Origin of the sequence: Shewanella profunda (genome assembly GCF_023283765.1) — a bacterium.
GTDB lineage: Bacteria > Pseudomonadota > Gammaproteobacteria > Enterobacterales > Shewanellaceae > Shewanella > Shewanella profunda.
Genome location: NZ_JAKILG010000012.1, coordinates 34,239 through 50,415, shown reverse-complemented (window position 1 = coordinate 50,415; position 16,177 = coordinate 34,239). Strand labels below are relative to the sequence as shown.

The 16,177-nt window shown below is 44.9% G+C and carries 15 protein-coding genes; 11 read left to right on the top strand and 4 right to left on the bottom strand.

Annotation, left to right across the window (positions count from 1 at the left end; translation table 11 throughout):
• Positions 1 to 101 precede the first annotated feature (101 nt).
• From ccoG to L2744_RS08275, 4 genes are all read left to right on the top strand, one after another.
• Entirely contained in the window at positions 102 to 1,577 is a 1,476-nt protein-coding gene (gene ccoG, locus L2744_RS08290) for a cytochrome c oxidase accessory protein CcoG (RefSeq protein WP_248991466.1), read from the top strand.
• Between the two features lie 280 nt (positions 1,578 to 1,857).
• Complete coding sequence (locus L2744_RS08285; RefSeq protein WP_248991465.1) at positions 1,858 to 2,082, top strand: ParD-like family protein; 225 nt, start codon at positions 1,858 to 1,860, stop codon at positions 2,080 to 2,082.
• On the top strand, positions 2,075 to 2,866 hold the full coding sequence (gene map / locus L2744_RS08280) for a type I methionyl aminopeptidase (protein ID WP_248991464.1): 792 nt from the start codon (positions 2,075 to 2,077) through the stop codon (positions 2,864 to 2,866). Before L2744_RS08285 ends, map begins: the two co-directional genes overlap by 8 nt.
• A 321-nt stretch (positions 2,867 to 3,187) precedes the next feature.
• On the top strand, positions 3,188 to 4,789 hold the full coding sequence (locus tag L2744_RS08275; RefSeq protein ID WP_248991463.1) for an AMP-binding protein: 1,602 nt from the start codon (positions 3,188 to 3,190) through the stop codon (positions 4,787 to 4,789).
• 76 nt (positions 4,790 to 4,865) lie between these two features.
• On the opposite strand, the gene L2744_RS08270 is transcribed toward L2744_RS08275, so the two are convergent.
• The 4 genes from L2744_RS08270 to L2744_RS08255 all read right to left on the bottom strand — a co-directional run bounded on the left by L2744_RS08270 (position 4,866) and on the right by L2744_RS08255 (position 10,251).
• Positions 4,866 to 6,758 carry an ABC transporter transmembrane domain-containing protein gene (locus L2744_RS08270; RefSeq protein ID WP_376711938.1) on the bottom strand — a complete coding sequence of 631 codons (1,893 nt, stop codon included), beginning with the start codon at positions 6,756 to 6,758 and terminating at the stop codon, positions 4,866 to 4,868.
• Positions 6,759 to 6,949: 191 nt separating this feature from the next.
• Positions 6,950 to 7,507 carry a heme utilization protein HutZ gene (hutZ, locus tag L2744_RS08265; RefSeq protein ID WP_248991462.1) on the bottom strand — a complete coding sequence of 186 codons (558 nt, stop codon included), beginning with the start codon at positions 7,505 to 7,507 and terminating at the stop codon, positions 6,950 to 6,952.
• Positions 7,508 to 7,558: 51 nt separating this feature from the next.
• Complete coding sequence (hutX, locus tag L2744_RS08260; protein ID WP_248991461.1) at positions 7,559 to 8,119, bottom strand: heme utilization cystosolic carrier protein HutX; 561 nt, start codon at positions 8,117 to 8,119, stop codon at positions 7,559 to 7,561.
• A gap of 26 nt (positions 8,120 to 8,145) precedes the next feature.
• Positions 8,146 to 10,251 (bottom strand): TonB-dependent hemoglobin/transferrin/lactoferrin family receptor, encoded by a 2,106-nt coding sequence (locus tag L2744_RS08255; protein ID WP_248991460.1) that lies wholly within the window; start codon positions 10,249 to 10,251, stop codon positions 8,146 to 8,148.
• 264 nt (positions 10,252 to 10,515) lie between these two features.
• Here L2744_RS08255 and L2744_RS08250 point away from each other — a divergent pair, with 264 nt between their 5' ends.
• From L2744_RS08250 to L2744_RS08220, 7 genes are all read left to right on the top strand, one after another.
• Positions 10,516 to 11,355: an energy transducer TonB gene (locus tag L2744_RS08250; RefSeq protein ID WP_248991459.1), complete on the top strand. Its 840-nt coding sequence runs from the start codon at positions 10,516 to 10,518 to the stop codon at positions 11,353 to 11,355.
• A 62-nt stretch (positions 11,356 to 11,417) separates the two neighbouring features.
• Positions 11,418 to 12,155, top strand: a complete 738-nt coding sequence (locus L2744_RS08245) for a MotA/TolQ/ExbB proton channel family protein (protein WP_248991458.1) — start codon at positions 11,418 to 11,420, stop codon at positions 12,153 to 12,155.
• On the top strand, positions 12,152 to 12,586 hold the full coding sequence (locus L2744_RS08240) for an ExbD/TolR family protein (RefSeq protein ID WP_248991457.1): 435 nt from the start codon (positions 12,152 to 12,154) through the stop codon (positions 12,584 to 12,586). The genes L2744_RS08245 and L2744_RS08240 overlap by 4 nt, the downstream gene beginning before the upstream one ends.
• Positions 12,587 to 12,700: 114 nt before the next feature.
• Positions 12,701 to 13,750, top strand: a complete 1,050-nt coding sequence (locus L2744_RS08235) for a hemin ABC transporter substrate-binding protein (protein WP_248991456.1) — start codon at positions 12,701 to 12,703, stop codon at positions 13,748 to 13,750.
• Between the two features lie 11 nt (positions 13,751 to 13,761).
• The gene (locus L2744_RS08230) at positions 13,762 to 14,778 is read left to right on the top strand and encodes a FecCD family ABC transporter permease (protein ID WP_248991455.1); all 1,017 of its coding nucleotides are present in this window, start codon (positions 13,762 to 13,764) and stop codon (positions 14,776 to 14,778) included.
• 10 nt (positions 14,779 to 14,788) lie between these two features.
• Complete coding sequence (locus L2744_RS08225; RefSeq protein ID WP_248991454.1) at positions 14,789 to 15,613, top strand: heme ABC transporter ATP-binding protein; 825 nt, start codon at positions 14,789 to 14,791, stop codon at positions 15,611 to 15,613.
• 115 nt (positions 15,614 to 15,728) lie between these two features.
• The gene (locus L2744_RS08220) at positions 15,729 to 16,073 is read left to right on the top strand and encodes a DUF2956 domain-containing protein (protein ID WP_248991453.1); all 345 of its coding nucleotides are present in this window, start codon (positions 15,729 to 15,731) and stop codon (positions 16,071 to 16,073) included.
• Positions 16,074 to 16,177 lie beyond the last annotated feature (104 nt).

Sequence of the window (16,177 nt, the reverse complement as noted above, 5' to 3'; positions counted from 1 at the left end):
ATTTAACTTTAACCATAAATATCAATAGATTAAATCAATAAAATCTTGGCCTGACGCTTGCTATAGGGGGTAAATCTTATTAAAGCAGTTAGGACCCTCTTATGCCAAAGAGCGATATAAACCAGAGTACAAGCGCAAAACGTTCCTCAGCCGAGCAATTTATCCCTATTAAAGATATTTCAACAGCCCCTAAAGTGACCACCAAGGCTATCTCATCCGCGGAAAATGTCGCAGCCTCGGGCAGAATTCATTTTCGTGAACAAAAGGGCTATTTTCAACGCTTAAGAACCATGATGAATAGCCTGTTAATTGTGCTATTTTTCGCCCTACCGTTTATATCCATTGATGGTCGCCAAGCAATACTTTTGGATGTGAGTCAGCAGCAATTTTTCTTTTTTGGATTAACCCTCTGGCCGCAGGATTTTACGCTATTAGCATGGATTTTTATCGCTGCGGCTTTTGGTTTGTTTTTTATCACCGTCTTCTGGGGTCGCGTATGGTGCGGCTATCTTTGCCCACAAACCGCGTGGACCTTTATCTATGTATGGATAGAAACCCGCATCGAAGGCAATAACAACAAACGCAAATTACTCGATAGAGCCCCTTGGACGGCGAATAAAATCCGTAAAAGAACTGCAAAACACAGCCTATGGGGACTCGCAGCCCTGCTCACTGGTTGTGGTTTTATTGGCTATTTTATTCCAGCCCGCGAACTCTATTTAGATATATTCACAGGTAATGCCAGCTTCTGGGTTACTTGCTGGGTCTGGTTCTTCGCCATTTGTACCTATCTCAATGCTGGTTGGATGCGCGAGCAAATGTGTCTGCATTGCTGCCCTTATTCGCGCTTCCAAGCGGTGATGTTCGACGCCAATACTAAGACTGTAACCTACGATGCACAACGGGGTGAATCCCGCGGCCCACGTAAGCGTAAGCAAGAAACCAATCTCGGTGACCCTACTTTAGGAGACTGCGTTGACTGTAATTTGTGTGTTGAAGTGTGCCCGACCGGAATTGATATTCGTAACGGCTTGCAATATGAGTGCATCAACTGCGGAGCCTGTGTCGATGCTTGCAATGAAACCATGTTGAAATTCGATTACAAACAAAATCTTATCGGTTATATGAGTGAAAATGATCTAAAAGGAGCAGCCCATTCCTATTGGCGCTCACCCCGTTTCTTAGGCTACGGTGCTGCGGTAATCATCATGCTGATTGTTATTGGGTTGGATTTAAATAGCCGCAGCGAAATTCAGCTTAACGTGATACGCGATCGCCAAAGTCTGTACCGTGAAACCTCGAACAATAAGATTGAAAATACCTATCAACTGAAGATCCGCAACAAGACACAGAACACTAAGCAATATCAGCTTGCCGTCGACAGTGAAATGCCTTTTAGCTTGATTGCTGATCCTATTATTACCTTGGCCGCGGGCGAACAGATTGACTATCCCGTTACCGTCCTCGCCGATAAAGATAATGTCCCTTCGGGGCGTAAAGTGATCCGATTCTCGGTCACAGATCTTAAAGAACCAAAGCAGCAAGTTAGCCAAGAAACTGGGTTTTTTAGTCCCTAAATAATTTTCCCTATGTGCAGTGCTTGGAGGTGCATCCAAGCACTGTGAATAATGTCGCCACGCAGCATACACTTCATTAATTTGCATACTTTACAATAACTTATAAATTAACATGTACATTCAACAAACCAGTATAAATGTTGATTAAAACCAATCCCTTATTCAGTAGCTTTTACACCTCCACACTACTTTTCTGACTTAAGCCCACATTTTAGCTATTGACTTAACCCACTACAATTAGAATACAATACATATACGTTTCATATATTAAATGATAGTTATGGGTATAGTAAAAATTTCAGAAGAACTTCATGAGGAACTCAGAAAAGCCAGTTCCGTTATGTCGCGTTCTATTAATTCACAAGCCGAATTCTGGATAAAGATCGGCATGTTAGCAGAGCTTCACCCACAGCTCTCATTCAACCAAATAGTCTCAGATCTGATGAAGTCGGCGGATGTTAATGTTGCAAATGCCACATTAACTAGGGCAATGGCTGATGAATAACAGCGTGAACATCAAATCTGCCGCAGAAATCGAATTGATGCGCAACGCTGGGGCGCTACTTGCACAGGTGTTTCATATGTTGGACTCGTACGTAAGGCCGGGTTTAACGACTATGGACATTAACAACAAAGTTGAAGACTTTATTGTTAATGAGCTCAATGCTCGACCCGCTAGCAAGGGGCAATATGGCTATCAATATGTGCTAAATTCATCCATCAATGAAGTCGTCTGTCATGGTGTTCCTTCTGTGAACCAACACCTTAAAAATCGAGATATTATCAATTTAGATATTACGTTAGAGAAAAATGGTTTTATTGCTGACTCTAGTAAAATGTATGTGATGCCAGAAGCAATGCCTTTAGCCACTAAGCTAGTGGAGGTTACTTACTCTGCTATGTGGGAAGGTATTAAGCAAGTTAAGCCAGGTGCCAGACTTGGGGATATTGGCTATGCCATCCAACGATATGTCGAGGATCACGGCTACAGCGTTGTAAGAGAATATTGTGGGCATGGAATTGGTCGAGAAATGCATGAAGAACCACAAATACTTCACTATGGACATAAAAATCATGGTCTTATACTGAAAGAGGGCATGATTTTTACAATAGAGCCTATGGTGAACCAAGGTTCAGAAAAAGTGAAAACAAAAAAAGATGGATGGACTGTCATTACTCGTGACAAAAAGCTATCAGCACAATCAGAGCACACGATTTTAGTAACGAGTTCCGGTTATGAAGTGCTCACTCTACGTAAAGATGAAAAACTGCCAGCCGGATCAGCATAAAAATACACATTAAATTATGCCACCCCAAAAGAAATAAGCAGGTAACTAATAACTACAAGACACCTCATTTTTCCATACTTGATGTAAACAAAATTAATTCAGTATTAACTCAAATCCTGCGACCATAAATAAAACTCAAACTAGAGGTAAGTCGTTAGCTTTTAGAGTAAAAAGATTATTTGTTACATAAAGATAGCGCTCTCAACCTAGAGATGTTTTTCTCGATAAACATTGACCTAAGAGGTAAAAAACCTCTAATCTAGACATATTTTGATTTCAAAATAATAACAACGAATAAACACATAATTGAGGCAGTTAAGTATGGCATATGATCAAGACTCCCAACTCAAACTAGGCTACTCATCACTCGTCGATCTGATCGAAAAAACCAGCCTACGCTATGGTGACAAACCCGCCTATGCCTGCTTGGGTAAAACCAGCAGTTTTAATGAGATAGAGCGCGATTCCCGTTACTTTGCCGCCTATTTGCAAAATAAGACCCAACTCAAACCTGGCGATCGTATTGCCATCCAATTACCTAATATCACTCAATTTGTTATTGCAGCCTACGGTGCTATCAGGGCTGGGCTCATTCTTGTAAACACCAATCCTCTCTATACCGAGCGTGAACTTATTCATCAGTTTAATGATTCAGGAGCCAAAGCCTTAGTCGTACTATCGGATTTACTGCCAACCTTAGCAAAAGTGGTCGCAACAACCGGGATAGAGTTAGTTATCTCAACCCACGCTTTGGATTTAATAGAGCCTCAAATTCAACCTAAGACAGGCCTCAAAAACATCACGTTCTGTCAGATTTTAAAGCAAGGAGCCGAACTGACCTTTACCCGCGTTGTACCTACACTCGATGATCTTTCTGCACTGCAATACACGGGCGGTACAACCGGATTATCTAAGGGAGCCATGTTAACCCACGGTAATATGCTCGCCAACGCAGCGCAGGTAAAATCCCGCATTGGTAGCGTGATATCTGAAGGCGAAGATATCTTCGTTGCGCCATTACCGATTTACCATATTTATGCTTTTATGGTGAACCTAGTGCTGTATTTTGAGTGCGGAGGTTGCTCAGTTCTGATCCCTAATCCGCGGGATATCAGCGGCTTGATAAAAACCTTAGCTAAATACCCTTTTACTGGCTTTGCCGGACTGAACACGCTATTTGTCGCCCTGTGCCATCAACCCGAATTTAAAGCACTCGACTTTAGCCACTTAAAAATTACTATCTCTGGCGGTACAGCACTCACCGCCGCGGCAGCCAATATTTGGCAGCAAACCACGGGCAATATGATCAGTGAAGGTTATGGCCTTTCCGAAACATCACCTGTCATCTCACTTAATTCACCAGGTTATCAAAAGCTTGGCACTATAGGTAAACCCGTGATTGGTACAGAAGTTAAGCTCTTGGATGAAAATAACAACGAAGTACCGTTAGGTATCGCAGGAGAGCTTGCCGCCCGCGGCCCGCAGGTAATGCTTGGGTATTGGAATAATCCACAGGAAACCGCCAATGCGATGACTGAAGATGGTTTTTTCAAAACAGGGGACATTGCCATCGCCACCGAGGAAGGTTTTCACCAAATTGTCGATCGCAAAAAAGATATGATCATAGTTTCTGGCTTTAACGTCTATCCCAATGAGGTAGAGAATGTATTAGCCAGTCACCCCGATATCATTGAGTGCGCCGTTGTTGGCGTAAAAGATGAGCACTCGGGGGAGGCGGTAAAAGCCTTTATCGTCCTCAAGGACAATGCTCTCGATCATGAACAGGCTAAAAGTGCGATTTTACGTTATTGCCGCGAGCAATTAACAGGCTACAAATTGCCCAAAATAATTGAATTTATGGCGCAATTGCCAAAGAGTACCGTAGGTAAAATTCTGCGTCGCGAACTCAAAGACCAAGCTTAAAAAAAATAGGCGTCCGATCTCCCCAGTGGTTAACTACAACCGTGTGTTGTAGTTAACCACTGGGGTTTATTTTAGCTTAGACAATATCACTCAAGGCGCTGGCATTGGCCTCTTCGGTTAACAATTGAAGACTGGCAAATTCGCGATATAACGCATTCGATTGCATCAACTCTTGATGGCGGCCGCTGGCGATAATCTCACCCTTATCAAAGACAAAAATCCTATCCGCATTGATAACCGTCGATAAACGATGGGCAATAATCAAGGTGGTTTTACCCACCATCAATACGTCCAGAGCTTGCTTTACTTTCTGCTCGCTGACTGCATCTAAAGCACTGGTCGCCTCATCGAGTAACAATATTGGTCTGTCTGCCAAAATCGCTCGTGCTATCGCTATGCGTTGTTTTTGCCCGCCAGAAAGTCGCACACCACGCTCGCCTAAATAGGTTTGATAACCGTCACTGAACTCGCTAATAAACTCATGGGCCCTGGCTGCAATACAAGCATCAATCACTTCCTGCTCGGTTGCATCGACTCGGCCATAACGCACGTTTTCAAGTACGCTGGTTGCAAAGATCACTGAATCCTGTGGCACTAAAGCAAACTGTGCTCGTAATTCCTGTGGTGTTAACTTCGCAATATCAATCCCTTCGAGCCGAATACTGCCAGCACTGGGGACGTAAAAGCGCTGTAATAACTGGAATAAGGTGCTTTTACCCGCGCCGCTTGGCCCCACTAAGGCGACCCGCTCACCGGCGGTAATCGTCATATTGAGTTCTTTAAGCACTAAGGTGTCCTGCTCAGGATAAGCAAAACTGAGTCCCTCAATAACTAGCTCACCACTAACATCGGCGGGTAAACTCACAGGATGAGTTGCAACGGGAATATCCACTTGCGTTTCAGCCAGTTCGATTAAACGTTCGGCGGCGCCAGACGCCCGCTGGATCTCGCCTATCACCTCACTAATGGTTGCCACTGCGCCGGCCACCATAACGGCATAAAACATAAAGGCTGATAATTCACCACCCGTCATTGTTCCCGCCATCACATCGTGGGCACCAACCCAAGTCACCATAGCAATGGCGGCGATACTTAAAAACATCACGGATGAAATAAGCAGAGCACGATAACGAATTCTACCGCTTGCCGCCGACATCACATCTTCAACGCGGGTATTAAATAAACTGCGATCTTTATCCTCATGCCCATAGGCTTGTACCGTGTGGATCTCATGGAGTGTTTCATCCACGTAGGCACCAAGATCGGCAACCCTATCTTGGCTTTCACGCGCAAGTATGCGTACTTTTCGACCGAAAAAGATCACAGGCCCCAGCACTAAAGGCACGGCCAATAGTACTAATAAGGTCATTTTTACGCTGGTAATACCCATCATGACTAAACCGCCAAGCACAGTTACGCCAGAGCGCAATGCCATAGAAAGGCTCGACCCCACCACAGTTTGTAGCAAGGTTGAGTCGGCGGTAAAACGGGAAATCACTTCACCAGTTCGCACCTTAGCGTAAAAGGCAGGAGAAAGTTTAAGCAGTTGATTATAAACAGTAAGACGAATATCAGCGCTGACACGCTCGCCAAGCCAAGTCATTAAATAAAAACGACAGAACACCGCTGCACCACTCACCGCAGTAATAACAAGCACTAACAGTATGATTTCATTTAAGCGCTGCGCATTATCCCGCACAAAGCCCTCGTCCACCATCAAGCGTACTCCTTGACCGAGTGACAACCAAGCGAGTGAACCTATCATCAAAAAGATAATCGCGGCGACCACTTTAAACTTATATGGCTTAAGAAAACCCGCAATCCAAGGTAATACCGGTCGTTGGCGTATCTTTGAGGTTGGATTTTTAGCTGCGTCAGAGACGAATGGAGATTGTGTTTGTTGCTGGCGATTAACAGACTCAGAGTCAGTTTTAGTGGATTCAGATGATTTAGCGGTAGGCTCATGCACTCTTGGCATCCTTCGGGTAGAGAACTGTCATTCAGGCATAGGAGAGATGCTGCCTATTAAAGGAGAATTCAAGGGCGAATGTGTACTATTGCCATATTAACTTAAAAACGCAAATGCCAAACTCACATGGATTGAGAATTTGGCACTGTTGAATGGGCCTAACTTAGGTAGACAAATAACCGGATAAAAACCTAAGCGACTTGCATATTTTCTGGCGTTTTAGGTGTGCCATGGTGACCATCACGTTTCCAATCCACATCTAATAGTTCTGCGCCGCTCAGGCTAAAGGCTTGGCCGAAACCTTTCACATATAAACCTTGATGGGGCGCGAGTTTATATAAATTAAAATCCGTCAACGCAGCAAGATTATCGGACATTTCACCAAAGCGGGCGGATAACGCCGCAACACCTTTGCTAAAAGCGGGAGTATCACGGGGAACCGCTTCGGCAATCGCATCGAAGGTCAAACGTTTGCGGGCAAATACAGATTTGGCTGCTGTTTCATCTTCCACCAACATCACTGACACTTTGGCTGAATGTTTTAGGTTATGACCATGTCTAGCGAGATCACTCACTAGAATATAGAATCCATCATCGGCCAGCGCAAAGGGCGCATAACTAGCATTGGGTTGACCATTAATATCAACGGTTGCTAATTGCAGGGTTTCTTTTTGCTGCTTAAAAGCTTCAATTTCGGGTAACAATTTGTCCCTTAAACGCTGTTCTTGCTCGGTCATTTCAGGCTTCATTGGCGTTGTTCCTCTCATTCAAATTAAGTTGATTCTTTAGCGCAGATCAGCTTAGATCTGTGACGATGCAAAAGTGGCAGCTAACGCTTTAAATTGGCGTACTTGCTCAGGAAATAACGCCCTTTGTTTATCACGACCTAAATACACTTTAAAAACCACCTCACCTTCATTCCCAAAAAAGTTGATCGAATGGCTCTCACTGCCCCTAAATGGGCGGCTGATTAACGCGATACCGCGCATTGCATCTAGTTTGAGGTGTCCATGTAAACCATCACCTTTACTATAAAGGTTGTAATAGCCGTGGACATATTTGCCCTGGGGGAAATCACCTTTAAATTCAAATACACTGCCAGAAAGCATCACAATAGTGGTTAAGTTTCCCCACTCTGGTAGTGCTTGCAGCAAAGTATCAAGCTGAGTTAACGGTATAAAAACCACTTGCTCCGGCGGTAATGCTGCAACTACTTCTATCTCGGCGATGCCTAATTCACTGGCAAGCTGTGCTGGCATTAAATCGGCTTGTTGCTCAAATCGTTGTCTAAGCATGATATGGCGCGCGGCGTGTTCTGTATCAGGGGCGATACTTGCCACGATATTAGTATCAAGAGTCATCTTTATCTTGCTCCTCAAACTGAAGTTTAGAACATATAGCGCGCCGATAATTTCATATTTCGACCCGGCTGATACAAGGTTTGCCATGCCTGTTGATACTGCTCATCACCGATATTTTCAATGGCAAAATCCACTCTTACACCAGACATCACCCCCATAGTAGGCTCCCATGCAACATAGATATCCCATAATTTGTAATCATCGTATTTAGCCACGCTGTAACCATCTGGCGTATTCGACTGACTCGCGACATAGGTGACTCGGGTGCCCAGTTTCATATCACCATCCATAATGCCTTGGGATAAATCGATGTTGAATTTATTGGCTGGCATACCTTCAATATATTCCCCCGTATTACGGTCTTCACCGCGGGTTTGGCCGTAGTTCATGGCTAAACGTGTCTGACCAATACGATAACGACCAGTTAATTCAAACCCCGTCAAACGGGCATCTTCTACGTTATTCCATGAGGTTGTTTGCTCAAAACCAGGAATACCCATTAACGGATCAGAAACCTGCTGCACGATAAAATCGTCCACATCGTTACGGAAGATATTTAAGGTAACCGCCAGCTCGTCATCACCCGCCAAGTCACTAAAACGTAAGTCAGCTTTAATTTCTTTATTGCGCGCTGTTTCAGACTTTAAATCCGGATTGGTCGCAAAAGTGTTGCACAATCCTTCGGGTAAAAATCCTGGAATAGACGGAATGCAGTAGTGGGTTCCACTAGAATACATTTCCTCCACCGTTGGTGCGCGGAAGGCTTGATCATAACGGGCACTTAAGGTCAACCAAGGTAGAGTCTGCCAAGTCAGTCCGAGTGAGGGTGATAACTCATTGTCATCCGATGACATATTGAGGTTATTACTGTCATTTTTAAAGCTGTCATAACGCAGCGCTGCGTCTAGGTTGAGGGTCTTAGTCAACTCAATATCTGCTCGGGTAAAAGCGCCCCAAACCGTGCTTTCACCGTCAATGTTTCCTGGGCGCTGCCCTGTTTGCCCCGTATCGTCACGAACGGTTTCTATGGTATCGCGGTAACCATCGACCCCATAGGTCAACTGGGTATTGCCTAAGCGTGAACTGTTATTCAGATTCACTCCTATGGTCCGATACTCAGTACTGTCCTTTTGACCTTTAGTCACGCGGTCTTCATCATAGTCCGTACTATTCCAATACACTTGTACCTTAGTATCCAGATAAGGGTTATCGGTAGGGTTAAGACTATAATTTAATGTGATATTTTGATCATCCGTCTTGCGGTTAACTAAGGGAACAGAACTACTTACCACCGTTGAGGGATTACTTGGTACTAATTCGTTGATCTTATTAACCCTTGCAGATAATTCTAAGCGTGACGCCTCATCGGCTTGCCAACCCAGTTTAGCCAAACCACTGCCACCATCGGATGCGCTGTTGGTTAGGGTCTCATCGTTACCGGTTTTAATATTATTTGAATCGAAGTAGGAACCATTAAGTAACCAATCAATCGTGCCTTCTTGTCCATAAACGGCACCGCTAGTTTTAACGCGATCGCCATTGGTTTCATAACCTTGCTGAAGATAACCACCAAATGTCTCATTTGGCTCTAAAAAGTCTTTTGCCGACTTGGTATTCTGTGCGACTACACCACCTAGAGCACCACTCCCCCACAAACTACTCGCAGGACCACGTATTACCTCAATCGATTTGAGTAACTCAGGATCCATAAAATATGTGCCCCTGTGACCAGAACTGGTATTTTGCCTCGCACCATCGATCGTTTGCAGTACCCTATCGCCGCTTAAACCACGGATTTCAACCCCTTGCGATGAAGCTCTTGGACCATTAGTCAGAGTAATATTCGCCTCATTTTTAAGAGCATTCGCCACGGAGGAAGCTTGAGCAATAGTAAGCTGCTCTTCGCCCACAACAGCTACACTGCGACTGGTTTCGGAGACTTTTTCGCTGATCCGCGTTGCACTCACTAACACTTCATCAAACTCGGTGGTGACGAGTTTTTTATCGGCACTTTCTTGAGTCACAGTCTTAGCAACTTCTTCGGCTGCTAATGTAAAACTTAATGTCATAAAACTTAATGCCGTACTACCCAGCGCTACCGCCATCGCGATGACTAATGGCTTTTTCTTCATCTCTTTATCCTCAAGTGATATCCAGTTATTTCCATTCAATTCCCCTGACTCAACACCCTGTAAAAAAGTGCAATATGGGTAAAATTAGTGAAACAGCTGTTTTTTTAAGCGCCCATTCGAGCAATTGCTGGCACTCTACCTGAGACAATAAAATAGATCAAATGAAAATCATTATCATTTGCGATCTTGTTTATATTGCAGTATCTTAATTAGCGAAAATGCTTAAACGTCGGAATATATCCCTTTTTAGGAGATGAGATTGCTGTGACACCGAAACGATATCTGGTCTTTGGCGCGTTAACTATCGCCATCCAAACAGGGGTTATTGCCTCACAGCCATCTGTCGTCCCACAGCAATTGAATGCGATATCGACGACATCTGCGTCCATACTCAACCGTAGCGCAAACCATGTGAGCCTCAATTTAACTATGCCGCTAAAAACCGTTCACAGTGAAGTGGCCACCATCACTAAGCCTAAAGCCACTAAACCTGAACCCACTAAGCATAACGCCACTAAGTCTAAAACCACTGAGCCTATAATCACTGAACCTAAGGCAGAGCCAACATCCACAGCAAAAATCGAAAAAAGCAGTATTCAATCAAAATCAATTGATACGCCTGCGCTCAAACCTTCTTCGACTAAAACGGCAAGCCAACCTAAAACCGTTAATCAACTAACGCAAGCTGAACCACAGTTAGCGAATTTCACGTTATCTAAATTTTCCGAAACAAAAACAACAAAAATAGAAGAAAAAGAATCTGATACTGCTATGCAGACTGAGTTAACACCCCATTATCCCCAAACCTCCAGCATTAAAACCAACATAGTGGAATTAGAAAAACCCCTCTTTACCACGCCACCACCTCAGCCCAATTATCCACGCATGGCACGTAAAAAAGGGTTAGAAGGCACCGCAATGGTAGAAGTGATGTTTAACGAATTGGGTGAGCAATTAGCACTCACCCTAGTGAAAAGTTCAGGGTTTAGCTTGTTAGATCAAGCCGCACTAGAAGCCGTTGAGACTTGGCAATTTGAGGCACCACCCCAAAAACTGGCAAGCCACTATAGGGTCAGAGTGCCGATCCGTTTTGCGCTCAATTAGCGATTTATTGCAAGCTTTAAACAAACCTATCAAATGATAATGCTACTGATTAGAGAGGCTTAATGCCCATGACTGACTTTTCAACTTTACAAACACAGCTTGGTGTACTGACTTGGCCATTGTTGTTATGCGCTTTTCTAGCGTTAATGATCTGTCTTGAACGTAGTGCACTGTTTTTACATCAAACCTTGTTATCTATCCTGCCGCAAAAGCAGGCTTGGATAAAAAACCTTCGCAGATCAACATTATCGGCAACAACTGAAAACGTTAACGCTTTGCTCGCACAAACAAGTGTGCAACAGGACTTACTCGCCCGCGGCGCCACCTTACTACTCAACCAAGTCCACCAACCTAAAGCACTCAGGGAAGAATTACTGAGTCTATGGCTCAATAAACAGCAGCGTGACCTACAAGCCGGACTAAAAGTATTACAAGTCATTGGCATTATTAGCCCTTTGCTTGGGTTACTCGGCACTGTTTTGGGATTAATTGACATGTTCTCAGAACTTGGTCAATCCCAAGGCCCAGTGACGCCAGCGCAACTCAGCGCAGGTTTAGGACTTGCCATGAACACCACTGCGGCCGGACTCATTATCGCCGTGCCAGCCATTACCGCCGCCCATCTTTTTGGGATCTGGGCTCAGGGGCAATGTCTGCGTGCCAGCCATGTGCTCAATCAACTCAATCTTTGGTTAGCAGGTATCGAAGATATCTCCATCAATACCAATGTATATCAAGCATTTGAGCGAGCCAGTAAACCAATTGAGCCGCTCAAAGCCCATATTGAGCCTCAGCCATGATCACCCCAGATAAATCCGCCTTCCCCAATGGTATATCGGCACCCGATCAACTCCCGAGTATCGATTTAACGGCACTCATCGACATTATTTTTATCGTATTGGTGTTTCTGCTGCTAACGGCAAATAGCCAATTGCTCAGCTTGCCAGTAGACGTGCCCCAGAGTCCAAGTTCGGCCATGACAGTGGTAGAAAACAAACAGGCTATTACCATCAATATCATGGCAACAGCACCTTATTGGGCAATTGATGGTGAAGAATTTAATGACTTAGCGACTTTTACCACAGCGTTTGCAGCACGTTTTCAGGCGATGCCTGACGCAACCGTGATTATTGCGGCTGACAAAGCTGCACCCGTAGAGCCATTGATGCAGCTACTGGCGCTATTGCAAGCGCAATCCATTAGCCAGACTCAAATTTTGATGGAGCACTAATCCCATACGAGAGCTCGCCATAGCGTTGAAACGGAATTAGCTCGCAGCGCTACTTTAACAAAATACTGATCCGCGAATTGCCGTTCCCGGATGATAAATGAATAAGGAGTAACTATGTTGTACCAAACCGCGAGTGCAATCAGCATGATAGCTTTAAAAGGCATAGCTAAATTGAGCTATGACCACGGATTAAATCGCCTCAATAATCGACTAAAAAGTCATGCCCAAAAATCCCTATCATGCATTGTTGCCACGGCTCTTTTTTCGTCCACTATTATTTTTTCAGCTATGGGTTTCACCCCTAATGCAGTGAGCGCAGAGCAAGATATCAGGTTAGTGAGTGCGGGGGCGGGGGTAACTGAACTGGTGCTAGCACTCGATGCGGGCGATAGTTTAGTCGCCATCGATTCCACCAGCTATATCCCTGAAAACTTAAACCATATTACTAAATTGGGCTATCACAGAATGCTCTCTGCCGAGGGAATTATTGCCCTCTCCCCTACACTGGTTATCGGCTCGGATGTTATGGGGCCAGAAACCACGCTCAAGGTGCTTAAACAGGCCAATATCCAAGTCATACAATTACCCGCAACAACCGATGAATCACAGTTAATGAGTAATGTAGATACATTAGGTCAGCTACTTAATCGCCAAGATAATGCGGCAAAATTAAAACAGGATTTACATTTGCAGCTTCAAAGCTTGCAAGCTAAAAAACAGCAAGTTCACAATGCCAGCACTCCGCCTAAAATTCTGTTTATGTTATTACAAGAAGGTCGCGGAGCAAGGGTTGGCGGAAAAGGCACTGCGGCAGATATCATTATTGAGCTATCCGGTGCAATAAACATCGCCGAATTTGACGGCTATAAGACCCTGTCTCAAGAGGGCATTTTATCTTTACAGCCCGACATTATCCTATTGTCAAGGCGTAGCGATAAACCCGATGGAAAAACCAATGAGCAAATAACCCAAGAGTTGCTGCAAGAAATGCCCCTAATAGCCCATACACCTGCAGGTAAAAACGGGCATATTCAAAACCTTGCCGCACAAGCGCTACTTGGTGGTCTCGGATTAAGTGCGATAAATGCAGCTGACACACTTGCCACGACGCTCATTACTCATAGTCAGCAGTCCGTACCGTCAGTAAATACCCCATTAAAATAGGAATAGTCGCGATGCAGCTTAGTCGCTGGCTTTGGCCCGGTCTTATCTCACTGTTAGGTTTAAGCTGCTTACTCTCGGTGAGCACGGGCCCCGTCAGTATCAGTTTAATTGATGCCCTAAGTGCGGTGGTCAATTGGGCGACCCAGCAAAATATCGGCAATATTGCGCCACATGAACAGCTTGTCATCAACAATGTGCGTTTACCGCGTACTTTGCTGGCACTGGCAGTAGGTGCAATACTCGCCCAGTGTGGCGCCGTTATGCAGGGGTTATTCCGTAACCCCTTGGCTGATCCGGGTATTATCGGGGTATCTTCCGGCGCAGCGCTTGGTGCAGCCATCTGTATCGTGCTGTTACCCAACACAAATCCGTTAATGATCCCAATAAGTGCCTTTGTTGCAGGCTTAATAACAACGCTTGTCGTCTATCGCCTTGCCAGTAGCCCGACGGGAACGTCGGTTGTACTCTTACTGCTATCTGGTGTTGCCATTGCCGCACTGGCTGGGGCGGGTATTGGTGTGCTCACCTACCTCGCGAATGATATGGCACTTAGGGATCTCACCCTCTGGCAAATGGGCTCGATTGCAGGAGCACAATGGATATATGTCAGCCTGTGTTTAGCGACCTTAGTTTTTATCAGTTGGCGATTTCATCAAGATGCGAGGGCGCTAAATGCCTTGCTACTTGGTGAAGCTGAAGCGCGTCATCTTGGGATCAATGTGGATAGGCTCAAGCTCAGGCTTATTTTACTCTGTGCGCTCGGAGTGGGTGTTAGCGTTGCGGCAACTGGCATTATCGGCTTTATCGGTTTAGTGGTACCTCACTTAGTACGTATGATACTCGGCCCAGATCATAGGCAACTCCTCCCCATCAGCGCACTTTTAGGTGCCACCTTACTGGCACTTGCCGACATTGGTGCCCGTGCCTTTTTACCACCAGCGGAATTACCCGTAGGGCTTGTCACCGCATTGCTCGGCGCACCTTTCTTTATCTTCCTATTACTGCAACAGCGCAGTAAGTTAACCTAAACGAGCCTCTATGCTGACCAGTCATCTTTCAGATACGCGTTATTCAAGCATTGCAGATGCAAAGCGCACTCAGTTGAATATTAGCCAGCTGAATGTATCCATTGGACAAAAACCAGTATTACGAGACATTAATGTACAGTTTCAATCGGGCGCAGTTACAGCATTACTCGGCCCTAATGGTGCAGGAAAATCAACCTTGCTTAAAGCACTTTGCCAAGAAATCAGCACGCCTAGACAATGCATACAGCTAGGCCATAGCCAGCTAGCGGATTGGCCTAGGAGCGATCTGGCAAAATCCTTAGCCGTACTGCCACAACACGCGAGTTTAACGTTTCCCTTTAGTGTGACAGAAGTCGTTGCTATGGGGTTATATCCCTTAACTCTCAGCAAGAAAGAGGGTGATATTCTCGTTGACCAAAAGCTAGCTGAAGTCGGTTTAACCCATCTGACTAAACGCAGCTATCCAACCCTTTCGGGCGGCGAAAAACAGCGAGTCCAACTCGCCCGAGTGTTAACTCAACTCAGTCAATCGCCCTTTCCTCCCATACTCTTATTAGATGAACCGACATCGGCATTAGATCTCGCCCAGCAGCACAGAGTGCTTGAGTTAGCTAAACACTTAGCTCACCAACAAGCCTACACTGTGATAGTGGTACTGCATGACCTAAACCAAGCCGCTCGCTATAGCGATCAATTAATCGTATTAAAACAAGGAGAAATAGTAAGCCAAGGTGCACCAACTGAAGCGCTATCGGTAGATATCATTCGAGAAGTATGGGACTACGAGCCTGTATATATCCCCGCCCCACAGGGTGGACATCCACTGATTTTTTAATGAAATCAGGATAATCATCTTACATTTTTGCAGTCCAATGTGGGTATAATCGCTACGTTTACACTTTTAGCGATAACTTTTTCGCCACAGCCGCGTTAACTTAGGCAGACCCCAGATGAAACCCATTATCTCGACAGAAACCCAGCAAGAAGCCCTCATCGCAGCTAAAGCCACCCAAAAACCGGGGCAAACCAAAGAGCAAACAAAACTCATCGCCCAAGGGATTGAAAAAGGCATCGCCGAGTATAAAAAGCTTCAAAAAGCCAAAGCTCGTGAACGGGATAAAGCACGTAAACAACAATTGAGAGCAAAATCTCGCACAGTTAATGACATTGATGATCTAGAGGATTCAGACGATACCTTAGAATCTCAAAGTCAATTCACCACCGCAACTTGGATTGCCATAACGCTCTTACTATTAAGTTGGGCAGGGTTTGCCGCGTATTTTTTCAGGGCTTAATGACGAGTCAATTAAGCCTCATTATCTTAGACTGATTAGATTTAAGCTAAGTCACTCAACCAAACATAAACTCACTTTGGGACATTCCAAGTTAGATTTTTAGC